Source organism: Neisseria cinerea (assembly GCF_900475315.1).
GTDB classification, from domain to species: Bacteria; Pseudomonadota; Gammaproteobacteria; order Burkholderiales; family Neisseriaceae; genus Neisseria; species Neisseria cinerea.
In genome coordinates, this window is the sequence record NZ_LS483369.1 from 966172 (window position 1) to 988816 (window position 22645).

Annotated in this window: 20 protein-coding genes; 7 read left to right on the plus strand and 13 right to left on the minus strand. The window is 51.6% G+C overall.

Annotated elements, in window-relative coordinates; genetic code table 11:
- Positions 1-259 precede the first annotated feature (259 nt).
- A complete protein-coding gene (locus DQM57_RS05115; protein ID WP_111727182.1) occupies positions 260-3028 on the plus strand; it encodes a TonB-dependent receptor domain-containing protein in 2769 nt (922 codons plus the stop codon).
- A gap of 123 nt (positions 3029-3151) precedes the next feature.
- Here DQM57_RS05115 and DQM57_RS05120 read toward each other — a convergent pair whose 3' ends face one another.
- The 3 genes from DQM57_RS05120 to DQM57_RS05130 form a co-directional block, all read right to left on the minus strand.
- Positions 3152-4369, minus strand: a complete 1218-nt coding sequence (locus DQM57_RS05120; RefSeq protein ID WP_111727183.1) for an aspartate kinase — start codon at positions 4367-4369, stop codon at positions 3152-3154.
- Between the two features lie 201 nt (positions 4370-4570).
- Positions 4571-5299, minus strand: coding sequence for a ribonuclease PH (gene rph / locus DQM57_RS05125; protein ID WP_111727184.1), 729 nt, complete (start codon positions 5297-5299; stop codon positions 4571-4573).
- A gap of 81 nt (positions 5300-5380) precedes the next feature.
- Complete coding sequence (locus DQM57_RS05130; RefSeq protein WP_003674753.1) at positions 5381-5845, minus strand: universal stress protein; 465 nt, start codon at positions 5843-5845, stop codon at positions 5381-5383.
- 195 nt (positions 5846-6040) lie between these two features.
- Here DQM57_RS05130 and DQM57_RS05135 point away from each other — a divergent pair, with 195 nt between their 5' ends.
- The 5 genes from DQM57_RS05135 to argS all read left to right on the plus strand — a co-directional run bounded on the left by DQM57_RS05135 (position 6041) and on the right by argS (position 12231).
- Positions 6041-6817: a tRNA threonylcarbamoyladenosine dehydratase gene (locus tag DQM57_RS05135; protein WP_111727658.1), complete on the plus strand. Its 777-nt coding sequence runs from the start codon at positions 6041-6043 to the stop codon at positions 6815-6817.
- Positions 6818-6916: 99 nt separating this feature from the next.
- Positions 6917-7762, plus strand: a complete 846-nt coding sequence (locus DQM57_RS05140; RefSeq protein ID WP_111727660.1) for a segregation and condensation protein A — start codon at positions 6917-6919, stop codon at positions 7760-7762.
- A 17-nt stretch (positions 7763-7779) separates the two neighbouring features.
- A complete protein-coding gene (gene brnQ, locus DQM57_RS05145) occupies positions 7780-9105 on the plus strand; it encodes a branched-chain amino acid transport system II carrier protein (RefSeq protein ID WP_111727185.1) in 1326 nt (441 codons plus the stop codon).
- Between the two features lie 107 nt (positions 9106-9212).
- Positions 9213-10421, plus strand: coding sequence for a nicotinate phosphoribosyltransferase (pncB, locus tag DQM57_RS05150; RefSeq protein WP_107996607.1), 1209 nt, complete (start codon positions 9213-9215; stop codon positions 10419-10421).
- 91 nt (positions 10422-10512) lie between these two features.
- The gene (gene argS / locus DQM57_RS05155; protein WP_111727186.1) at positions 10513-12231 is read left to right on the plus strand and encodes an arginine--tRNA ligase; all 1719 of its coding nucleotides are present in this window, start codon (positions 10513-10515) and stop codon (positions 12229-12231) included.
- A 330-nt stretch (positions 12232-12561) separates the two neighbouring features.
- Here the strand turns inward: argS and DQM57_RS05160 are convergent, their stop codons facing one another.
- From DQM57_RS05160 to DQM57_RS05200, 9 genes are all read right to left on the minus strand, one after another.
- Positions 12562-13308, minus strand: coding sequence for an amino acid ABC transporter permease (locus tag DQM57_RS05160; protein ID WP_107960811.1), 747 nt, complete (start codon positions 13306-13308; stop codon positions 12562-12564).
- A 154-nt stretch (positions 13309-13462) separates the two neighbouring features.
- On the minus strand, positions 13463-14137 hold the full coding sequence (locus DQM57_RS05165; RefSeq protein ID WP_107859762.1) for a thermonuclease family protein: 675 nt from the start codon (positions 14135-14137) through the stop codon (positions 13463-13465).
- Between the two features lie 65 nt (positions 14138-14202).
- A complete protein-coding gene (gene rpiA / locus DQM57_RS05170; protein WP_107960810.1) occupies positions 14203-14874 on the minus strand; it encodes a ribose-5-phosphate isomerase RpiA in 672 nt (223 codons plus the stop codon).
- Between the two features lie 86 nt (positions 14875-14960).
- Positions 14961-15443, minus strand: coding sequence for a 2-C-methyl-D-erythritol 2,4-cyclodiphosphate synthase (gene ispF / locus DQM57_RS05175; RefSeq protein WP_108043830.1), 483 nt, complete (start codon positions 15441-15443; stop codon positions 14961-14963).
- A gap of 30 nt (positions 15444-15473) precedes the next feature.
- Positions 15474-16163: a 2-C-methyl-D-erythritol 4-phosphate cytidylyltransferase gene (ispD, locus tag DQM57_RS05180; RefSeq protein ID WP_111727187.1), complete on the minus strand. Its 690-nt coding sequence runs from the start codon at positions 16161-16163 to the stop codon at positions 15474-15476.
- Positions 16160-16894, minus strand: a complete 735-nt coding sequence (gene dnaQ / locus DQM57_RS05185; protein WP_111727188.1) for a DNA polymerase III subunit epsilon — start codon at positions 16892-16894, stop codon at positions 16160-16162. The genes ispD and dnaQ overlap by 4 nt, the downstream gene beginning before the upstream one ends.
- A gap of 157 nt (positions 16895-17051) precedes the next feature.
- Positions 17052-18365, minus strand: coding sequence for an MFS transporter (locus tag DQM57_RS05190; RefSeq protein WP_111727189.1), 1314 nt, complete (start codon positions 18363-18365; stop codon positions 17052-17054).
- Complete coding sequence (gene ccoS / locus DQM57_RS05195) at positions 18355-18540, minus strand: cbb3-type cytochrome oxidase assembly protein CcoS (RefSeq protein ID WP_003674787.1); 186 nt, start codon at positions 18538-18540, stop codon at positions 18355-18357. The genes DQM57_RS05190 and ccoS overlap by 11 nt, the downstream gene beginning before the upstream one ends.
- On the minus strand, positions 18540-18839 hold the full coding sequence (locus DQM57_RS05200; protein WP_111727190.1) for an HLGFF motif protein: 300 nt from the start codon (positions 18837-18839) through the stop codon (positions 18540-18542). Before DQM57_RS05200 ends, ccoS begins: the two co-directional genes overlap by 1 nt.
- A 350-nt stretch (positions 18840-19189) precedes the next feature.
- Between DQM57_RS05200 and DQM57_RS05205 the strand changes: the two genes are divergently transcribed.
- Positions 19190-20386 carry an acetate kinase gene (locus tag DQM57_RS05205; RefSeq protein ID WP_111727191.1) on the plus strand — a complete coding sequence of 399 codons (1197 nt, stop codon included), beginning with the start codon at positions 19190-19192 and terminating at the stop codon, positions 20384-20386.
- 398 nt (positions 20387-20784) lie between these two features.
- Here DQM57_RS05205 and dsbD read toward each other — a convergent pair whose 3' ends face one another.
- Entirely contained in the window at positions 20785-22620 is a 1836-nt protein-coding gene (gene dsbD / locus DQM57_RS05215; protein ID WP_197711712.1) for a protein-disulfide reductase DsbD, read from the minus strand.
- Positions 22621-22645: the final 25 nt, after the last annotated feature.

Below are 22645 nucleotides of genomic sequence, written 5' to 3' on the forward strand. Positions count from 1 at the left end.
TATCCTTTTAAACCCGCTTCTGCTGCTTCTGTACAGTTTGACCGCATCGGCATTTTACAACAGCCGGCAAACCTTATTTTGCATCGGATTACCATTTAGAAAACTCGGATCTGCATTTGAAAACAAACAAAACTCATCATTTTAAATACAAATAGCATCAATATTTATCTTTATTCCAACTTTTCTTCATCATTCTGATGTTTATTTATATTGAAAAGTGATATCATGGCAAATTTATTTGATTACATTTGAGGAAAATATGAGATCTTCTTTCCGGTTGAAGCCGATTTGTTTTTATCTTATGAGTGTTATGTTATATCATCATAGTTATGCAGAAGATGCAGGGCGCGCGGGCAGCGAGGCGCAGATACAGGTTTTGGAAGATGTGCACGTCAAGGCAAAGCGCGTACCGAAAGACAAAAAGGTATTCACCGATGCACGTGCCGTATCGACCCGTCAGGATATATTCAAATCCAGCGAAAACCTCGATGCCATCGTCCGCAGCATACCCGGTGCGTTTACACAGCAAGATAAAAGCTCGGGCATTGTGTCTCTGAATATTCGCGGCGACAGCGGGTTCGGACGGGTCAATACGATGGTGGACGGTATCACGCAGACCTTTTATTCGACTTCGACCGATGCAGGTAGGGCTGGCGGTTCTTCGCAATTCGGCGCATCTGTTGATACCAATTTTATTGCCGGCATGGATGTCGTCAAAGGCAGCTTCAGCGGCTCGGCAGGCATCAACAGCCTTGCCGGTTCGGCGAACCTGCGGACTTTAAGCGTGGATGACGTCGTACAGGGCGACAATACCTACGGACTGGTGCTAAAAGGTCTGACCGGAACCAACTCAAACAAAGGCAATGCAATGGCAACGATAGGTGCGCGCAAATGGCTGGAAAGCGGAGCATCTGTCGGCTTGATTTACGGACACAGCAGGCATAGCGTGGCTCAAAATTACCGGGTGGGCGGCGGTGGGCAGCACATCGGAAATTTTGGTGAAGAATATCTGGAACGGCGCAAACAGCAATATTTTGTACAAGAGGGTGGTTTGAAATTCAATTCCGACAGCGGAAAATGGGAGCGGGATTTACAAAGGCAATACTGGGGAACCAAGTGGTATAAAAAATACGAAGACCCTCAAGAACTGCAAAAATACATCGAAGACCATGATAAAAGCTGGCGGGAAGACCTGGCGCCGCAATACGACATCACCCCCATCGATCCGTCAAGCCTGACACAGCAGTCGGCAGGCAATCTGTTTAAATTGGAATACGACGGGCTGTCCAACAAATGGACTGCTCAATTTCGCGATTTAAACACCAAAATCGGCAGCCGGAAAATCATCAACCGCAATTATCAGTTCAATTACGGTTTATCTTTAAACCCATATGCCAACCTCAATCTGACCGCCGCGTATAATTCGGGCAGACAGAGATATCCGAAAGGGTCGAAGTTTACAGGCTGGGGACTTTTAAAGGATTTTGAAACCAACAACAATGCAAAAATCCTTGACCTCAATAATACTTCCTCCTTCCAACTGCCCCGTGAAACCGAGTTGAAAACCACTTTGGGTTTCAATTATTTCAACAACAAATACAGCAAAAACCGCTTCCCTGAAGAATTAGGCCTATTTTTCGACGGCCCCGACCAGGACAGCGGCCTTTATTCCTATTTGGGGCGGTTTAAGGGCGATAAAGGACTGTTGCCTCAAAAATCAACTATTGTCCAACCGGCCGGCAGCCAATATTTCAACACTTTCTACTTTGATGCCGCGCTCAAAAAAGACATTTACCGCTTAAACTACAGCACCAATACAATCAACTACCGTTTCGGCGGCGAATATACAGGCTATTACGGCTCGGAAGACGAATTTAAGCAGACATTCGGAGAAAACTCGCCGATATACAGGGAACATTGCAATCCGAGCTGCGAGCTTTATGAACCCGTATTGAAAAAATACGGCAAAAAGCGCGCCAACAACCATTCGGTCAGCATTAGTGCAGACTTCGGCGATTATTTCATGCCATTTGCCGGCTATTCGCGCACACACCGTATGCCCAACATCCAAGAAATGTATTTTTCCCAAATCAGCGACTCCGGCGTTAACACCGACCTAAAACCAGAGCGCGCAAACACTTGGCAATTTGGCTTTAATACCTATAAAAAAGGATTTTTAAAACAAGATGATATATTAGGATTAAAACTGGTCGGCTACCGCAGTCGCATTGACAACTACATCCACAACGTTTACGGGAAATGGTGGGACTTGAATGGTGATATCCCGAGCTGGGTTGACAGCACGAGACTTGCCTACACCATCCAACACCGCAATTTCAAAGACAAAGTACACAAACACGGTTTTGAGTTGGAGCTGAATTACGATTATGGACGTTTTTTTACCAACCTTTCTTACGCCTATCAAAAAAGCACGCAACCGACCAACTTCAGTGATGCGAGCGAGTCACCCAACAATGCCTCCAAAGAAGACCAACTCAAACAAGGTTATGGGTTGAGCAGAGTTTCCGCTCTGCCGCGAGATTATGGACGTTTGGAAGTCGGTACGCGCTGGTTGGGCAACAAACTGACTTTAGGCGGTGCAATGCGCTATTTCGGCAAGAGCATCCGCGCTACAGCAGAAGAACGCTATATCGACGGCACCAACGGGGGAAATACCAGCAATGTTCGACAACTAGGCAAACGCACCATCAAGCAGACTGAAACCCTTGCCCGGCAGCCTTTGATTTTTGATTTTTACGCCGCTTACGAACCAAAGAAAAACCTTATTTTCCGCGCCGAAGTCAAAAATCTGTTCGACAGGCGTTATATTGACCCGCTCGATGCGGGCAATGATGCGGCAACGCAGCGTTATTACAGCTCGTTCGACCCGAAAGACAAGGACGAAGACGTAACGTGTAATGATGATAAAACGTTGTGCAACGGCAAATATGGTGGCACAAGCCAAAGCGTATTGACCAATTTTGCACGCGGACGCACCTTTTTGATAACGATGAGCTACAAGTTTTAAAAGCGGAAAGGGTTTTATCCGTCCGGCGAATCAAAATATGCCGTCTGAACGTTCAGACGGCATACAAAACGGCACAGCCCGATAAAGGCTGTGCCGTTGCTAATTAGACACCGACTCAGGCAATCAGCCCAAATCAAAGGCTTTATGCAATACCCTGGTTGCCAGTTCCATATATTTTTCATCAATCAATACGGAAACTTTGATTTCAGAAGTTGAAATCATTTGGATGTTGATGCCTTCTTCTGCAAGGGTACGGAAGATTTTGGCGGCTACGCCGACATGCGAACGCATACCCAAACCGACTGCGGAAACTTTGCACACGGTGTCGTCTCCGTCGATAGAGGCCGCGCCGATACTGTCTTGACGTTCCGACAGGATTTCCAAAGTCTGTTTGTAATCGCCGCGCGGTACGGTGAAAGAAAAATCGGTTGTGCCTTCGCTGCCGACATTTTGGATAATCATATCGACTTCGATGTTGGCATCGGCGACCGCGCCCAAAATCTGATAGGCGACGCCGGGCTTGTCGGGCACACCGCGCACGTTGATGCGGGCTTGGTTTTTATCGAATGCGATACCGGTTACGGCAGCTCTTTCCATGTTGTCGTCCTCTTCAAAGGTAATTAAGGTGCCGTTGCCGCCGTCTTGCAGGCTGCTCAGTACGCGCAGGCGCACTTTGTATTTTCCGGCGAATTCTACTGAACGGATTTGCAAAACTTTCGAACCGAGGCTGGCCAGTTCGATCATTTCTTCAAATGTAACCGTATCCATGCGGCACGCTTCGGGTACGACGCGGGGGTCGGTGGTGTAAACGCCGTCTACATCGGTATAGATTTGGCATTCGTCCGCTTTGAGGGCTGCGGCGAGCGCAACGGCGGAAGTGTCGGAACCACCGCGTCCGAGCGTGGAAATATTGCCTTCACTGCTGATGCCTTGGAAGCCGGCAACGATGACGACTTTGCCATCGGCGAGGTCGGCGCGCATTTTTTCGTCATCAATGCTTTCGATGCGGGCTTTAGTGTGGGCGGTATCGGTTTTAAGGGCGACCTGCCAGCCTGTGTAGCTTTTGGCATCCACACCGATATCCTTCAATGCCATTGCCAAAAGGCCGATGGTTACTTGTTCGCCGGTAGCTAAGACGACGTCCAGCTCGCGCGGATCGGGATGCTCCTGCATTTCGTGCGCCAACGCAACCAGACGGTTGGTTTCGCCGCTCATGGCGGATACGACGACGACGATATCGTGTCCTTCGGCGCGGGCTTTAGCGACACGTTTGGCTACGTTTTTAATGCGTTCGGGCGAGCCTACGGATGTGCCGCCGTATTTATGTACGATTAACGCCATGTTTCGTGCTTTCTTGTGTAGGGTTGGTCGGGCAGCATGGTTTGCTGGAAAAGGGCTTATTATTACTATTTTTTATACAGAGTTCAAGAACAGGCAAAGATTTCTCCGACCCTTTCCGAAACCTACCCTGCAAATGCCTGTTGTTTCACATTGCCGACAAAATGCCGTCTGAACGGTTTTCAGACGGCATACGGACAATAATTAAGCAACGGACAATGCATTTTGCTGATATCGCACCAGCTCTCTTATGCCTTGTTCGGCCAGTCCGATCAGTTTGCCCAATTCTTCCAAACTGAATGGCGCGCCTTCTGCCGTCCCCTGTATTTCGATGATTTTCCCCGATGCGGTCATAACGATATTCACATCACTGTCGCAACCGGAATCTTCAGGATAATCCAAATCTAAAAGCGGCACTCCGCCGACTATGCCGGCGGATATGGCGGCAACGGCTTCGCGGATGGGGTTTTCACTCAAAATGCCGTCTGAAATCAGCTTTCCGACGGCAATGTGCAGTGCCACAAATGCGCCGGTAATGGATGCCGTACGCGTACCGCCGTCTGCCTGAATCACGTCGCAGTCAATCAGGATTTGGCGTTCGCCGAGTTTTTCCATATCCACGACCGCGCGCAGCGACCGTCCGATAAGGCGCTGGATTTCCTGAGTACGCCCGGACTGTTTGCCCGCCGAAGCTTCGCGGCGCATCCGGGAAGCGGTGGATGCAGGCAGCATCCCGTATTCTGCCGTTACCCAGCCTTGGTTTTTACCGCGCAAAAACGGTGGGACATTTTCATCTACGGAAGCAGTACAGATAACTTTGGTATTACCGCATTCAATAAGACACGAACCGTCCGTATGCGGCAGGAAATGAGGGGTGATTTTGATATCGCGCAGGCTGTCGGCGGCGCGTGAGGTGCGGATGTAATCAGGCATACTGCCCTCCCGTTAAAAACAGATAAATTAAAAAGCCTTAAATATGAAAAATCACATTTAAGGCCTTCAAACTGAAAATTTCTACGCCTCTTCGGCTTTGCTGCGGATAATCAAAAGCGGCAGGTGGCTTTGGCGCATTACCGTTTCGGCAAAACTGCCCATCAAAAGGTGCATCAGCCCGGTACGTCCGTGCGTACCCAACACCAGCAGGTCGGCACCGTTTTCATCGGCATAATCGACCAAATCCTGTGCCATTTCGCGCGCGCCTTTATTCGCCACCAAGAGATGTTTGACCGTATTTCCAACCCCCAGTTCGCGGGCACTCCGCTCGGCATTATCCAAAACCTCGTTACCTTGTGCAATGGCGGCTGCCTCGTAACTCTCGTGTTGCAGAAATTCAGGGGCAAGCGCCATATATTCGGCAGGATTGGCAACGTGCACCAAAGTCAGGCGCGCGCTGTTGACCCCTGCAAGTTCGGCGGCATGTTTCAGGGCATTGATGGAAGTTTCACTGCCGTCAACGGCAACGACCAGATGTTTGTACATATCGTATTCTCCTTTTGCACCGTCTCACGGTGCCGTCTCTTCAGGTTTGCGCAAAGGCAGTCTGCGCCGTTTCATTATAGACCCGCCGTCAGGTTTTATACAACAGCGCACCCGCTTTCCAGTATAATGTGCGGCTCGGACGGACAGTTCTGCCGTCTTCTGTTTATTTATTTCCGACTTCCCCTGGATTTGACCATGTCCGATACCGATTTGACTTCTTCGCGACGCTTCGGAGGCATTGCACGGCTCTACGGAGATGGAGCTCTCTCACACTTTGCCCGCGCTCACGTTTGCGTGGTCGGCGTAGGCGGAGTCGGCTCTTGGGCCGTCGAAGCTTTGGCAAGGACGGGCATCGGACATTTAACCCTGATTGATTTGGACAATGTCGCCGAATCCAATGTCAACCGCCAGCTGCACGCCCTGACCGACGACTTCGGCAAGGCGAAAGTTACCGCCTTGCGCGAACGCGTCGCCCAAATCAACCCAGAATGCCAAGTATTTGAAATTGAGGATTTTGTCAGCGAAGACAATATCGAAACCCTGTTTGACAAGGGTTTTGATTTCGTCATCGACGCGATCGACCAAGTCCGCGTCAAAGCGGCAATGGCTGCTTATTTTGTGAAAAACCGGCAGCCTTTTATCATCAGCGGCGGCGCAGGCGGACAGAAAAATCCCGCCCTGATTCAAACCGCCGACTTAAGCCGCACCACCCATGACCCTTTGCTTGCCAACCTGCGCTATACCTTACGGAAACGCTACGGATTCAGCCGCGATACGAAAGCAAAAATGCGCGTGCCTTGCGTGTATTCGACCGAAAATATCGTGCCGCCGCAGTCTGGGGAGGCTTGTTCGGCAGATGCCGCACCGCAGGGGTTGTCATGCGCGGGCTACGGTGCAAGCATGCTCGTTACCGCTTCGTTCGGGCTATATTGCACACAGGCGGCGGTGGAACACATCGCAGGCAAAAAATAAAATGCCGTCTGAACATCTGCCCGACCACATTACGCGTGAATGCCGGCGGATTGTTTTCTTTTGTTAACTTATATTAAAATGCATTATTCGATTCACGCCATGCCGCCCATCCCTGCCCCATCCGCACCATCCGAGCACACTGTCGCATGGGTATTCGGTCAACCCGTTACCGATTTGCCCCAGGATTTGTTTATTCCGCCCGATGCATTGAAAGTCGTATTGGGCAGCTTCCAAGGCCCTTTGGATCTACTGCTGTATCTGATCCGCAAACAGAATATCGATGTTCTCGATATTCCGATGGTGAAGATTACCGAACAGTATCTGCACTATATTGCCCAAATGGAAGCATATCAGTTTGATTTGGCGGCGGAATACCTGCTTATGGCGGCTATGCTGGTTGAAATCAAATCCCGCCTGCTGCTGCCGCGCCCCGAGGAAATCGAGGAAGGCGAGGCCGACCCGCGTGCCGAGCTGGTGCGCCGCCTGTTGGCTTATGAACAGATGAAGCTGGCGGCACAAGAGTTGGATGCACTCCCTCGTGCGGGCCGGGATTTCGCATGGACGTACCTGCCTCTGGAAATTGCCGTCGAAGCCAAGCTGCCCGAAGTCTATATTACCGACTTGACTCAAGCGTGGCTGAGTATTTTGTCTCGGGCAAAACATACGCGCAGCCACGAAGTGATCAAAGAAACCATCTCCGTGCGAGCGCAAATGACGGCAATCCTGCGCCGTTTGAACGGACACGGAATATGCAGGTTTCACGATCTGTTCAATCCCGAACAGGGTGTAGCTTACGTGGTCGTTAACTTCATCGCACTGTTGGAGCTTGCCAAAGAAGGATTGGTCGGAATCGTACAGGAAGACGGTTTCGGAGAAATCCGAATCAGCCTCAATCATGAAGGGGCGCATTCAGACGGCACGATCGGGACAGAAACACCGGATTGACCTATTTAAAAAGGAACATGATGACAAGCAAACAAAACCAAGCCTCATTATGGGCGGTCGGACTCATGCTGTTTGCCCTGTTTTTCGGCGCAGGCAACCTCATCTATCCAGCGTATCTCGGCCAACAGGCAGGAGAAAACTGGCTGATTTCTATGCCCGGCTTCCTATTGACCGGTGCTGGCTTGCCGCTATTGGGCGTAATCGCCATCGGCTACTCGGGTTCCCGTGATGTCGAAGCACTCGCCTCGCGTGTCGCGCCCTGGTACGGCATAGCGTTTGCCGCCTCCCTCTACCTTGCTATCGGCCCACTGTTCGCCATGCCTCGGACGGCGACGGTTTCCTTTGAAATCGCCGTTTTACCGTTGATCGGCAATCTTTCCCCGAATATGGCTCAGGCAGTATTCAGCCTGTTTTTTTTCGGGCTGACTTACTGGCTTTCGATGTCTCCGGGCAAATTGGTTGACCGCATCGGAAAAATCCTGACGCCCGCACTCCTGCTGACCATCGCCGTATTGGTCGGTTATGCCGCACTCAACCCCATCGGCGCACCGCTTGCCGCACAAGGTGATTTTGCCGTCCGCCCGATGATTAAAGGCATTTTGGAAGGCTACGGCACGATGGACGCCCTCGCCTCGCTCGTCTTTGCCATTATCGTTATCGACGCCGTCCGCGCCATGGGTGTCGACAACCGTTCGGACCTGCTGAAAACCACCGCCATATCAGGCCTGATGGCTGCAGGCTGCCTTGCTGCGGTTTACCTGCTGATAGGCTATATGGGGGCGACCAGTGTGGCGGGAATCGGTTTGCAGGAAAACGGTGCGCTGGTATTGTCGAAATCGGCACAATACTATTTCGGACTGGGCGGCAACCTGCTGCTGGGCGTTATCGTACTGCTTGCCTGCCTGACCACCGCTGTCGGCCTGGTTACCTCATGCGCCGAATATTTCAACCGCCTCTGTCCGGGCATTTCCTACAAAACCTTCGTCATCATCAATACGCTGGTTTCCATTGTCTTGGCAAACAAGGGTCTGTCAGCCATCCTGCAGATTTCCGTCCCCATACTCATGCTGCTTTATCCGCTGACCATCGTACTCATCCTGCTGGCACTGACCGACAGGCTGTTCGGCAGCAGCCGCATCGTCTATTTCTGCACCATGATGCCTGCACTGGCGGTCGGCCTGCTCGATGCATACAAAACCGCCTTCGGTTTCAGCGAAACGGCAGCAAAAGCCATCGACAAAGCCCTTCCCCTATACAGCATAGGACTGGGTTGGATTATTCCCTCTTTAACCTGCTTTGCCTTAGGCTGCCTGCTCAATGCGGCCGTAAGGAAAAAATCCTGAAACCATGCCGTCTGAAAGATCTTCAGACGGCATTTTCGGTACACAGGGCAAATGTGATGTGTTCTAATACGTCCTAAGCCGCCACCAAAAACCGGGAGAACCGCCGCATGACAGGCATCATACATTCACTTCTTGACACCGACCTCTACAAATTCACTATGCTGCAAGTAGTTCTGCACCAGTTTCCGCAGACACACAGCCTTTACGAATTCCGATGCCGCAATGCCTCAACTCCCTATCCGCTTGCCGATATCAAGGAAGACTTGGAAAAGGAACTTGACTCACTCTGCCAACTGCGCTTCACCCATGACGAACTCGGCTACCTCCGCAGCCTGCGTTTCATTAAAAGCGATTTCGTCGACTATCTCGAACTCTTCCAGCTCCAGCGCCGCTTTGTCGAAGTCGGCACCGATGCCGAAGGCCGTCTGAACATCCGTATCGAAGGCCCCATGATTCAAGCGATGTTCTTTGAAATCTTCATCCTTGCCATCGTCAATGAACTTTACTTCCGCCGCCTGGAAACCCCTGCAGTCATAGAAGAAGGCGAACGCCGGCTTCAAGCCAAAGCCGCGCGTCTGAAAGAAATAGCCGCCACACAGAATCCGGACGATCCGCCCTTCCTGATTTCCGACTTCGGCACACGCCGCCGCTACAACCTCCCATGGCAGGAACACGTCATACGCACCCTGCTTGAAGCCGCCCCCGGCATCGTACGCGGGACCAGCAACGTTTATCTCGCCAAAAAACTCGGCATTACCCCCATCGGCACCATGGCGCACGAGTTCCTGCAGGCATTCCAGGCCCTCGACGTACAATTGCGGAATTTCCAAAAAGCCGCGCTCGAAAGCTGGGTACACGAATACCGCGGCGACCTCGGTATCGCATTGACCGACGTGGTCGGCATGGATGCCTTCCTGCGCGATTTCGACCTTTATTTCGCCAAGCTCTTCGACGGTTTGCGGCATGATAGCGGAGACCCCTACGAATGGGGGGACAAAGCCTACACGCACTATAAAAAACTCAAAATCGACAGCCGGACTAAAATGCTGACCTTCTCCGACGGACTGGATATCGACCGATCTTGGGCTTTGCACCAATATTTCAAAGACCGCTTCAAAACCAGTTTCGGCATAGGCACCAACCTGACCAACGATATGGGACATACGCCTTTGAATATCGTGTTGAAACTGGTCGAATGCAACGGTCAGTCCGTCGCCAAGCTCTCCGATTCCCCCGGAAAAACCATGACCAACAACAATACCTTCCTTGCCTACCTGAGGCAGGTATTCGGTGTTCCCGCCGTACAAACATCCTAGTCCCCGGCAACAATCCCACAATTCCTATTGCTGCCGTACAAATTCTTTTAAAATACCGCCTGATTTGAATTTAACCGAAAGACCGAACTTCATGAACCTACACCAAACCGTCGAACACGAAGCCGCCGCCGCCTTTGCCGCCGCAGGCATCGCCGACAGCCCTATTGTTTTGCAGCCGACCAAAAACGCCGAACACGGCGATTTCCAAATCAACGGCGTGATGGGTGCGGCGAAAAAAGCCAAACAAAATCCGCGCGAATTGGCGCAAAAAGTGGCCGAAGCATTGGCGGACAACGCCGTGATTGAAAGCGCGGAAGTAGCCGGCCCGGGCTTCATCAACCTGCGCCTGCGTCCTGACTTCCTCGCTCAGAACATTCATGCTGCCTTAAACGACGCGCGTTTCGGCATAGCGAAAACCGACAAACCGCAAACCGTCGTCATCGACTATTCCTCACCCAATCTGGCGAAGGAAATGCACGTCGGCCACCTGCGTTCCAGCATCATCGGCGACAGCATTTCGCGCGTGTTGGAATTTATGGGCAACACCGTCGTCCGCCAAAACCACGTCGGCGACTGGGGTACGCAGTTCGGCATGTTGGTCGCTTATTTGGTCGAGCAGCAAAAAGGCAATGCCGCGTTCGAGCTGGCGGATTTGGAGCAATTTTACCGCGCCGCCAAAGTGCGCTTTGACGAAGACCCCGCCTTTGCCGACACCGCGCGCGAATACGTTGTGAAGCTGCAAGGCGGCGATGAAACCGTATTGGCATTGTGGAAACAGTTTGTCGATATTTCGCTCTCGCACGCCCAAGCCGTTTACGACACGCTGGGCTTGAAACTGCGCCCTGAAGACGTGGCGGGCGAATCGAAATACAACGACGATTTGCAAACCGTGGTCGATGATTTGGTTCAAAAAGGTCTAGCGGTCGAAGACGACGGCGCGAAAGTCGTGTTCTTGGAGGAATTCAAAAACAAAGAAGGCGAACCCGCCGCATTTATCGTGCAAAAACAAGGCGGCGGGTTCCTCTACGCCTCCACCGATTTGGCGTGTCTGCGCTACCGCATAGGCCGTCTGAAAGCCGACCGCCTGCTGTACGTCGTCGACCACCGCCAAGCCCTGCACTTCGAACAACTTTTCACCACTTCACGCAAAGCAGGCTATCTGCCGGAAGAGGTAAAAGCCGAGTTTATCGGCTTCGGCACCATGATGGGCAAAGACGGCAAACCGTTCAAAACGCGCAGCGGCGACACCGTGAAACTGGTTGATCTGCTGACCGAAGCCGTCGAACGCGCCACCGCTTTGGTGAAAGAGAAAAATCCCGAATTGGGCGCGGACGAAGCCGCCAAAATCGGCAAAACCGTCGGCATCGGCGCGGTCAAATACGCCGATTTGAGCAAAAACCGTACCAGCGATTATGTGTTCGACTGGGACGCCATGCTCTCGTTTGAAGGCAACACCGCCCCTTACCTGCAATACGCCTACACCCGCGTGCAAAGCGTGTTCCGCAAAGCCGGCGAATGGGACGCAACTGCGCCAACCGTTTTGACCGAACCGCTGGAAAAACAGCTTGCCGCCGAGCTGCTGAAATTCGAAGACGTGCTGCAAAGTGTGGCGGACACGGCGTATCCGCACTATCTCGCTGCCTACCTCTATCAAATCGCTACCTTGTTCAGCCGCTTCTACGAAGCCTGCCCGATACTCAAAGCCGAAGGCGCAACCCGCAACAGCCGTCTGCAACTGGCGAAACTCACCGGCGATACGCTGAAACAAGGCCTGGAATTGTTAGGCATTGATGTGTTGGATGTCATGTAAGACTCATCTCCACAGTCAAAGTGAAAGCCGTCTGAACACCATTTCAGACGGCTTTTCTACATATCCCGTTCAGTCTGCCAATTGCAACGACACATCTGTCTATTTGATTTCTTGTAGAAATTCAGATTAGAGGCCGCCCCAAAACTTTGGGTAAATAGCAAGCCTAAACATAAAAACAGGGACTAATGCCACATATGATCGATATATCCGGTCGATTACACAACCTACATTCTCCACAGAGGTACGCCGCCGCAAGCAAATACCATCCCCAAATCCGTCAAACGGCATCAAAAAAGGCTGCCGAAGCAGCCTCTTTGCGTATCACCTCTATCAACGGTGTTGCGGATTGTAACGGTTTTCCAAACGCAGGAATATCCAGCCTAAGAAAGTCGTCATCAGAAGATAAATCAGGGCGACGGTATAAAGCGGTTCTTCATAAACCGAGTATCGGCCCGTAATCGTATTCTGAACATAGGCCAACTCCGCCACAGCAATCACCGACAACAGGGAACTGTCTTTCAGCAATGTGATAAATTCGCTTGCCAAAGGCGGCAGCATACGGCGCAATGCCTGCGGCAGAATCACATAGCGCATGGCTTGCGGATAGGTCATACCCAAAGAACGCGCAGCCTCCATCTGCCCTTTGTCGATAGACTGGATGCCGGCACGGAAAATTTCACAAATATATGCTCCAGAGTTGGCAACCAGAGCCAACGAACCGGCAATCAAAGGACCATATCCCCGACGCAGCTCGATTGCCGCTTCCCCATTGACCAAAATGCCGTCTGAAGGGTGGACGAAAAACGGAAACCACACATACGCCCAGATCACAATTTGAACAAACAGCGGCGTACCGCGGAACAAGGTAACGTACAACAGGGAAAACTTACGCAGCACCCATGCCAGAGCACGCATCGGCGCACCGGCTTTTTCCAAGTGAATCAGGCGCGCCAACGCCAAAAGCAACCCCAATACCGAACCGCCCGAGGTCGCCACGACCGTCAGCCCCAGTGTCGTCAGTGCGCCATAAAGGAACATCCAGCGGTATTCGTAAATAATATCAAAACGAAAATCCATATAGTGTCCGTATCAAAAACCGGCGAAACTGCCGCCGTTTCAAAATAATCTGCCATTCTACCGTAAAAACCGCTTTTTGGACTTTTTTATCGAGGCAAACGGCAACTTTGCGCTTGCGCCGCGGATATCCTCCGAAAGTTTTCAGACGGCATCCTTACCGGATTCCCAACCATTCGCCCACGGTATCTGCCCAGTCCCTGTTGCTTCCGCCGTTTCTCTCTGCTTTACGGTATGCCCACGGGGCCTGCGGCTTTTTGTCTTTCCATAAACCTTTACGGTCTTTTTTTGCCCGATTCTGTGCATCCGCATAATCGGCAAAATCTGCCTTATCCTGCTGTTTCCTGGCATAGCTTTCGTAATGCCATGCCGCACCGTCCTCAACCTGCATCAGGTTCAAATCGGTTTTGCCGGCGGATACCTGCGCCACTTCGCGCTGATAGCGGTCGGTTTCAAACACGCGTACGCTGACTTTCCTGCCCTCCGCCGCCGTCCTCAGATTATCGCGCGAACGTGTACCGTAAGCCTGTTTCATCTCCGGCGCATCGATATACGCCATACGGATTTTGTGCTTTGCGCCGTTAACATCGATAACGTGCAGGGTGTCGCCGTCATAGACTTTAGACACCGTACCTTTGTAGCTGCGCCCGGATTTTGCCGATGTCTGACGGTGCTCCGGCGTTCCGCTCCAATCCGCACCTTCCTGCACACCCGCTTCGTTGAGTACGGCGATGGCGGTTCGCACCGGTTCGCTGTCGTACCCCGTATAACCCAAAGCACCTAAAAGAGACAAGACGACGGGAAGCCATTTCATGATTTTTCTAATCTGCATGTCATTCGTACAGTGATGCTGTCTGAACCGGGCAAAGCCTTTCAGACGGCATTTTTGTCTGAAATTTACCCTTGGCAGGGATAAATGACTTTCGCACCTGCTGCCGTCCCCAAAATCAACACGTCGGCGGCATCGCGGGCGAATATTCCGTTTTCGAGTACGCCGGTGATTTTGTTGATTTCATCTTCCATCGTCAGCGGCTGATCGATATTCAAACCGTGGACATCGACAATTTGGTTACCGTAGAAAGTGGTATAGCCGATACGTAGTTCGGGCTGCCCGCCCATGGCAAGCAGGCGGCGTGACACGAGCGAACGCGCGCTTTCGACGACTTCCACAGGCAGAGGGAATTTGCCCAAACGTGAAACATATTTGCTTTCATCCGCAATGCAGACGAATTTTTCTGATGCGCTGGCGACAATTTTCTCGTTGAGGTGCGCACCGCCGCCCCCTTTAATCATTTGCAGGGCATGGTTGACTTCGTCCGCACCGTCGATATAGACCGCCAAACCGGACACTTCGTTCAAAGAAACGACAGGAATGTCGTACCGGGCAAGCAGTTCGCTGGATTTTTTGGAAGTAGATACCGCGCCTTTGATTTTTTTGCCGCTCTTACCCAAGGCTTCGATGAAGAAATTGATGGTCGAACCGGTACCGATGCCGATATATTCGTTTTCGGGTACGAATTCGACTGCCTTTTCCGCTGCAATGCGCTTGAGTTCGTCTTGTGTTGCCATATTTTTGTCCTTTGGGAAACCGTATCAACAAACAACCGGAATCTTAACATTTTTTTGCATGTTATGCCCGATTGTTATCATCGTATTCAAATATGCGCCAGCAATACCGCCGCCTGCGCCTCTATGCCTTCCATGCGCCCGAGATAACCGAGTTTTTCGTTGGTTTTCCCTTTAATGTTGACACATGAAACATCTATGCCCAAATCGGCGGCGATGTTTGCCCGCATTTGAGGGATGTGCGGCGCGAGTTTGGGTTTCTGTGCAATCACGGTCGTATCGACATTGACGACACGCCACCCCTTAACTTCAACGCTCCGATAGGCCTCGCGCAGCAGGGCGCGGCTGTCCGCATCTTTAAACTCTGAGGCGGTATCGGGGAAATGGCTGCCGATATCGCCTAAACCTGCCGCACCGAGCAGCGCGTCGGTAACGGCGTGCAACAGCGCATCGGCATCGGAATGTCCGAGCAACCCTTTCTCAAACGGAATCTTCACGCCTCCGAGTATCAAATCCCTGCCCTCTGTCAACTGATGGACATCATAACCCTGCCCGATACGGATATTCGTCATAATTTTTGTTCCTGATGATTTGATTAAATTTCAGACGGTATTGAGCAGCAGTCTGACCAGCCGCTCGTCCTGAGGCTGCGTCAGCTTTAAGTTGCATACATCGCCCTGCACCAGCAAAGGCCGGATGCCCAATTTTTCTACGGCAGATGCTTCATCGGTAACGCCATCCGAGTTTTCCGCAGTCAATGCGAGGTACAGCAGCCCGGCACGGAAAAGCTGGGGCGTTTGCGCCTGCCAAAGGCCCGTCCGCTCGACGGTTGCACTAATATTCCCACCGTCCGCACGCTTGAGCGTATCTGCAACGGGAACCGCCAAAATTCCGCCCTGTTCCACATTGCCCGCCTGCACGATCAGGCGCGTCAATGCTTCAGACGGCAGGCAGCAACGCGCGGCATCATGCACCAAAATATTGTCATCCGCCGATGCCAAGCCGGTTTCCAACAGTTTTGCCACACCGTTTCGGACGGTTTCGGCACGTGTCCGCCCTCCGATTTTCCAGACTTGCACACCGGCAAATGCCGTCTGAAAACCATCGGCAAGAACATCTTCCTGCGATACGACGACAACCGTCATATCGATGGACGGATGATTTTGAAAAATGCAAACCGTATGCTCCAGAACCGTTTTTCCACCGATTTCGACATATTGCTTAGGCTTGCCGGCACCAAAACGCAAACCGACGCCCGCAGCGGGAATCAGCGCGATATTTTTGCGCTTCATGCGTTTTCCCCGCCGTTTTCAGACGGCACGGCTTCCTTACGCCAAATACAGGATTCTCCCAAGCCGTCGAGATATTCTTCATGTGCAGCCAGTTCGGCTTCATCCGCCTTAATCACTTTCAGTTTGGCACCGAGTTTCATTTCAGCAGATGCAACAGGTTTGGCTGCCGGCCCTTCCTCCTCTGCCTCCCCCATCAAGTCGAACTGCTGGCGTGTCATGGCAAGATAGACCTCGCCCAAAAGCTCGCAGTCAATCAGTGCGCCGTGCAGGACGCGCTTGCTGCGGTCGACGGAAAAACGGTTGCACAAAGCATCCAGACTGGCCTTCTGCCCCGGAAACATCTCGCGCGCCATTGACAAAGTATCAGTAACGGTACAGCCGAGTTCCTCGACAGTCGGCAGACCCATCCGGCGAAACTCCATATTAAGGAAGCCCACGTCGAATTTCGCATTGTGGATAATCAACTCCGCACCGCGCAGGAAATCGGCAATCTGCCTGCCAACCTGGGCAAAAGGCGGTGCTTTTTTCCCTTCCAAAACCTCTATCGTCAGACCGTGCACCCTCGCCGCCTCTTCAGGCATATCGCGCTCGGGATGGACATAGAGGTGCAGGTTTTTGTCGGTCATCTGACGGTTGACCATTTCCAAACCGGCAAACTCGACCAAGCGGTCGCCGCCGTCTGCATACAGACCGGTGGTTTCGGTATCGAGGATAATCTGTCGTTTAATCATGTCTGTTTTCTTTCTTCGGTTTTACATTGGCTGACTATTTTTTAGGCAGAGCATTTTTTTGTTTTTATTTCAATGCACAAACCCACTTATTCACAGTGTGTTCACAACATTGGGCAGGCGTATTGTGTATTGCGGGGACAAACTTTTCAGACGGCATTCAAGATTTTTTCCTGATTGCCGCCACTACGCCTAAAAACTGCCTTTCACGTTTTACCAAAAATACCGACAACGGAATATTGCCCAAAGCGACAATCAGATACAACAAGGAAATGCTGTCAAACAAAAACAGCAGTACCGCACTCAAAACGGCGGCGGAAACCATAAAGATACCGTTAATGATATTGTTGGCGGCAACAGCATGGGCACGGAAAGTTTCACTGCTGGCGGTTTGCAGCCAAGTATAGAGCGGGACGGAGAAGAAGCCGCCGAAAAAGCCGATCAGCATCATCACCAGCATGACGGGGTATGCCCATCCTTGCGACAGGAACCAGAAAATGCCGTTCAGCCCTTCAAAACGATGACCGTGCGTCAGCCACACCAAAACCAGGCCGCAAACCGTCAAACCGAACGCACCAACCGTTACCCAACCCAACATCAGGCGTTCCCTGCTGAACTTGGCACACAGTACCGAACCGGCGGCAATACCGATGGAAAACAAAGCAAGCATCAGGTTAAAAACATTGTCGTTGCCGCCCAAATGGATTTGGGTAAAGGTCGGCAGTTGCGTAGTATAGACCGCACCGACAAACCAAAACCACGAAATACCGATAATAGCGGTAAAGACGGGTTTGTACCGCACCGTTTCACGAAGCAGGAATTTTGTCCCCCGGACAATATTCCACTCGATTTCCGTATCTGCTGCTTTGGCGGGTACGGACGGCATAAGCAGGCTGCTGACCGTCCCTCCGACGGCGACCAGCAAAACCAGTATCCCGACAATATAAGGCGGCGCACCTGCCACCGCAGTCCCCAGTATCTGACCGAACAGGATGGCGATAAACGTACCGGATTCAATCAGGCTGTTTCCCATAATCAGCTCTTTATCGTTGAGGTAATCCGGCAGGATGGCGTATTTCAGCGGGCCGAACAGCGTCGATTGCGCGCCCATGCAAAACAGACAGGCCAAAAGCAGCGGGGCAGACCGGATATAAAACCCGTATGCCGCCACTGCCATAATGATCATTTCCAGCACCTTAATCCAACGTGCCAAAACAGCCTTGTCGAATTTATTGCTCAACTGTCCCGACAGTGCAGAAAACAGGAAATACGGCAGGATGAACAGCAATGCACCCAAATTCAACATCTGTCCGGCGGGCAGGAAGCCGTTTTTTCCCAAACCGTAAAAGCTGATCATCACGAACAGCGCGGTTTTGAACACATTGTCGTTGAACGCGCCGAGAAACTGCGTGCCGAAAAGCGGGGCAAAACGGCGGCTGCGGAACAAAGGCTGCCCCCCTCCCTTAGCACTCATCTTTTTCCTCTTTTCTTTCAGCCAGTTTACTTGTCGAATCATCATCCATCAAAATGCGGTGCGCCGGCCCTTCCAAGTCGTCAAACTGCCCGTTCTTACCCGACCACCAAAAAAACCAGCCGATAACAAATGCCAAAATAATGCTGATAGGCACCAGTATAAACATACTTTCCATCACACCGCTCCGGTCAGGTCGGTCAGAATAAAAGTCTGCCCCGACACGTTCAAATACTCATTGCACAAAGTCCCTACGGCCGCTTCGTCAAAAAACAGCTCAATATGGTCTTTGACGACACGCCAATACTGGGGAACTTCCGTCTGACCGAAAGGCGACAGGACATGGTTGCCCGCCCCATCTTCCAATTTAACGGCAAAACGTCCGCTCTGCGGCCGTGCCTCCGACTCATCATCGGCAAGCAAGACAAAGAAGCCTATATGCTGTCCAGATTGGTCATGAATACTGAAATAATGCATAAATTCCCCACCCGCCTTTTTTCAGACGGCATCAACTAAAAACAGGGCGAATGTACCAGCTTGAACGGGAAAAACGCAAAGAATCCTCTCCGCAACCTTGAAAAATACCGACATACCGCATATTTTCCCTTCCCCGTCAAAATACCCGACTTCCGCCATTTTCACGCAAACTCCCGATTAAGCCAAGCAGCCGCAACTGTTTTTTGATAAAATAGCGCGTTTTTATTCATCAACCGTTTCAGCCGGCCCCACTACTTTCCCGTCAAGGAAAGCAAAACGGATTCGGCACGGGACTTGGTTAGTATCCGGGTCCGACTCCAATGCCGTCTGAAACTTTCCGGAGCTAGAAAATGTCCCAAAAATTAATCTTGGTTTTGAACTGCGGCAGCTCGTCCCTCAAAGGTGCAGTCTTAGATAACAATAGCGGCGAAGTCCTGCTCAGCTGCCTTGCCGAAAAACTCAACCTGCCCGACGCGTACATCACATTCAAAGTAAACGGCGAAAAACACAAAGTCGACCTGTCTGCCAAGCCCGACCACACCGGCGCAGTCGAAGCCCTGATGGAAGAACTCAAAGCCCACGGCCTCGACAGCCGCATCGGCGCCATCGGCCACCGCGTCGTCAGCGGCGGCGAGCTGTACAGCGAATCCATCCTCGTTGACGACGAAGTCATTGCCGGCATCGAAAAATGCATCCCGCTCGCTCCTCTGCACAACCCCGCCCACCTCTTGGGTCTGCGTGCCGCACAAAGCATTTTCAAAGGCCTGCCCAACGTCGTCGTTTTCGACACCGCCTTCCACCAAACCATGCCGGAACACGCCTATAAATACGCCATTCCGCAAGAATACTATGAAAAATACGGCCTGCGCCGCTACGGCGCGCACGGTACCAGCTACCGCTTCGTTGCCGACGAAACCGCACGCTTCCTCGGCAAAGACAAAAAAGACCTGCGCATGGTCATCGCCCACCTGGGTAACGGAGCATCCATTACCGCCGTCGCCAACGGCGAATCACGCGACACCAGCATGGGCCTGACACCGCTGGAAGGCCTCGTAATGGGTACGCGCAGCGGCGACATCGATCCTGCCGTATTCGGTTTCCTAGCCGATAATGCCGACATGTCCGTCAAAGAAGTAACCGAGATGCTGAACAAAAAATCCGGCCTGCTCGGTTTGTCCGGCCTGTCCAACGACTGCCGTACCATCGAAGAAGAATCCGGCAAAGGCCATCCCGGCGCGAAACTCGCCCTGGACGTCTTCATCTACCGCCTCGCCAAATACATCGGCAGCATGGCTGTGGCAGCCGGCGGTCTGGACGTACTCGTCTTCACCGGCGGTATCGGCGAAAACTCCGACATCATCCGCGAGCGCGTACTCGGCTACTTGGGCTTCCTTGGTCTGAAAGCCGAGCACGAGGCCAACCTGAAGGCACGCTTCGGTAACGCAGGCGTAATTACGACAGCCGACAGCACGGCCGTTGCCGTTGTGATTCCTACCAATGAAGAATTGATGATTGCACACGATACTGCTCGCTTGAGCGGTTTGTAAGATTCAATCCGCACGCAAACTGCCTCTGGAAACAGAGGCAGTTTTTTTCTACCCTAATACCCAAACAATACACACTTGATGGCTTCAAGGTATCGGCACTTATCGGCACCCATTCAAACCGTGCAACTGACTATTTTTTAATCAATCCGTTATTTTCTATAAAATACATATTCTTAAAATATTTATTCACAAAAGGTACACACACCGGCAAACACTTCCTGTGTTTACTTTTGACTGCTTATTTTTCCATCAATTATTTTTTCTGCTTTATTTTCAAATGACAAACCGGCTTATACACAAGATTTTCACATCTTCAGGTGGTTTCCATGTGTATAGCGGGCATTGCCCTGCCAAATAAAATGCCGTCTGAAATTTCAGACGGCATTGTAAAAATCGGATTAACGGTTCCGTTCATACCACTCGATAAACTTGTCTGCTTTGACAAACCCCAACAGCGGTTCGCTGTGGCTGCCGTCCGCGTGAACGACAAATACACCCGGCGGTCCGAACAATCCGTATTCTTTCAATAATGCCTGATGATCCGGCGTGTTGGCAGTTACATCGATTTGGAAGAATCGTCCCATATCGACTGCCTGATGAACTTCCGGCTGATTGAGCGTATATGCCGCCATTTCTTTACAGGAAATACACCAGTCCGCATAAAAATCCAAGATAACCGGTTTATCGGGATATTCTTTCAATGCATCCGCCATTGCAACTTTCAGTGCCGCAACATCGGTAAACATTTTTCCATGTTCGGCAGGGTTACCTACTCCAGACGGCGGATTGAGCGTCAGAAAATGGTGAAGTGCAGTCGTTTTCCCATTTGCACTCTGCCAGCCGAACCATGCGCCTCCTATCAACAATACGCCCCCAAATGCATACGCCGCTGCTTTCAGACGGCATTTCTGCTTGCGTCCGTTACCCAAAAGCATAAAGGCCGGAACCAACATCAAAAGGGTGTAAAGTACCACCACCAGATAATAAGGCAGATGCGGTGTGGCAAGATAAACTGCTACGGCCAAAAGGATAAAGCCGAAAGCGTATTTGATGGCATTCATCCAGTCGCCGGCTTTAGGGAGGATGTGTCCGCCGAATGTACCGATAATAATCAGCGGTACGCCGGTACCGAGTGCCAAGACATAAAGTGCCAAACCGCCGAGGACCGCATCACCCGTCTGACCGATGTAACCCAAAGCAAATGCCAGCGGTGGAGCGACACACGGGCCGACAATCAGTGCGGACAATATTCCCATTACGAAAACGGATACTATCTTGCCGCCGGAAAGCCTACTACTTTGATTCTGAAAATATGACTGTACAGCATTGGGCAGTTGGATGTTGAACAGGCCGAACATGGACAACGCCAATATGACCATTAAAGCCGATGCCGCCAAGACCACCCAGGCCTGCTGGAGCCAAACTGTCAGCAGCGCACCCGTCAGTCCGGCAATGATACCGACCAATGTGTAAGTCAGCGCCAACCCCTGAACATAAACGACGGTCAATGCCAATGCCCGTCCCTTGCTCGCCTTTTTATCCCCAACCACGATGCTAGAAACAATCGGAAGCAAAGGATACATACAGGCGGTGAAGCTCAGGCCCACACCAGCGAGAAAAAACGCCAAAAGATTGGCGTTGAGCGTATCCCAAGACAGTTTGAAACGGCTACTGTCCGGAGTATTTTTCGGACTTGTAGAACGCTCACTGCCTGAAGGTTCTTTTTGCAGGAACCGGTCTTTTGCCGATACAGGTTCATCACTCTGAGCCTGATAAACACCGTTGCCGGAAATGTCGAGTTCCGTATCTACAGGCGGATAGCATACACCTGCTTCCGCACACCCTTGATAGGTCAAGACCAATTTATACGGCTTGCCGACAGGTTTGGTGTATGGGAAGGCAACCAGAGCCTCTCGATGAAAAACCGTCTGCTTGCCGAAAAACTCATCTTCTTTTTCCTCACCCTTGCCAAACGAAGGCTGACCCAACAAACCCGCGGGATCGGTTTGCGCGATAATTTTTGCCTGATACATATAGTATCCGTCGGCAATCTTGAAGCGGACGTTTACACCATCATCCGCCACGCTGACCTGAGGCACAAATGCCTTTTCCGGCGGTAACAAATCGTTCGCGTCCAGCGCAAAAGCCTGACCACACAAAACGAAAAATAAGGTAAAAAAGTAAATCAGTTTTTTCATAACCAAGCCCGTTTCGGACAGATAAATTTCCGACATTATATAGGGTGCGGTTGACTGCTGA

Coding starts and splice junctions, on each gene's coding strand:
- ispD (WP_111727187.1), bottom strand. CDS start 16,163: ATGAAGCGCAAAAATATCGCGCTGATTCCCGCTGCGGGCGTCGGTTTG.
- ispF (WP_108043830.1), bottom strand. CDS start 15,443: ATGACGAATATCCGTATCGGGCAGGGTTATGATGTCCATCAGTTGACA.
- DQM57_RS05165 (WP_107859762.1), bottom strand. CDS start 14,137: ATGCAGATTAGAAAAATCATGAAATGGCTTCCCGTCGTCTTGTCTCTT.
- rpiA (WP_107960810.1), bottom strand. CDS start 14,874: ATGGCAACACAAGACGAACTCAAGCGCATTGCAGCGGAAAAGGCAGTC.
- DQM57_RS05200 (WP_111727190.1), bottom strand. CDS start 18,839: ATGCATTATTTCAGTATTCATGACCAATCTGGACAGCATATAGGCTTC.
- brnQ (WP_111727185.1), top strand. CDS start 7,780: ATGATGACAAGCAAACAAAACCAAGCCTCATTATGGGCGGTCGGACTC.
- rph (WP_111727184.1), bottom strand. CDS start 5,299: ATGCCTGATTACATCCGCACCTCACGCGCCGCCGACAGCCTGCGCGAT.
- DQM57_RS05190 (WP_111727189.1), bottom strand. CDS start 18,365: ATGAGTGCTAAGGGAGGGGGGCAGCCTTTGTTCCGCAGCCGCCGTTTT.
- DQM57_RS05160 (WP_107960811.1), bottom strand. CDS start 13,308: ATGGATTTTCGTTTTGATATTATTTACGAATACCGCTGGATGTTCCTT.
- argS (WP_111727186.1), top strand. CDS start 10,513: ATGAACCTACACCAAACCGTCGAACACGAAGCCGCCGCCGCCTTTGCC.
- DQM57_RS05135 (WP_111727658.1), top strand. CDS start 6,041: ATGTCCGATACCGATTTGACTTCTTCGCGACGCTTCGGAGGCATTGCA.
- dnaQ (WP_111727188.1), bottom strand. CDS start 16,894: ATGATTAAACGACAGATTATCCTCGATACCGAAACCACCGGTCTGTAT.
- DQM57_RS05130 (WP_003674753.1), bottom strand. CDS start 5,845: ATGTACAAACATCTGGTCGTTGCCGTTGACGGCAGTGAAACTTCCATC.
- pncB (WP_107996607.1), top strand. CDS start 9,213: ATGACAGGCATCATACATTCACTTCTTGACACCGACCTCTACAAATTC.
- DQM57_RS05120 (WP_111727183.1), bottom strand. CDS start 4,369: ATGGCGTTAATCGTACATAAATACGGCGGCACATCCGTAGGCTCGCCC.
- DQM57_RS05140 (WP_111727660.1), top strand. CDS start 6,917: ATGCCGCCCATCCCTGCCCCATCCGCACCATCCGAGCACACTGTCGCA.
- ccoS (WP_003674787.1), bottom strand. CDS start 18,540: ATGGAAAGTATGTTTATACTGGTGCCTATCAGCATTATTTTGGCATTT.
- dsbD (WP_197711712.1), bottom strand. CDS start 22,620: ATGTCGGAAATTTATCTGTCCGAAACGGGCTTGGTTATGAAAAAACTG.
- DQM57_RS05115 (WP_111727182.1), top strand. CDS start 260: ATGAGATCTTCTTTCCGGTTGAAGCCGATTTGTTTTTATCTTATGAGT.
- DQM57_RS05205 (WP_111727191.1), top strand. CDS start 19,190: ATGTCCCAAAAATTAATCTTGGTTTTGAACTGCGGCAGCTCGTCCCTC.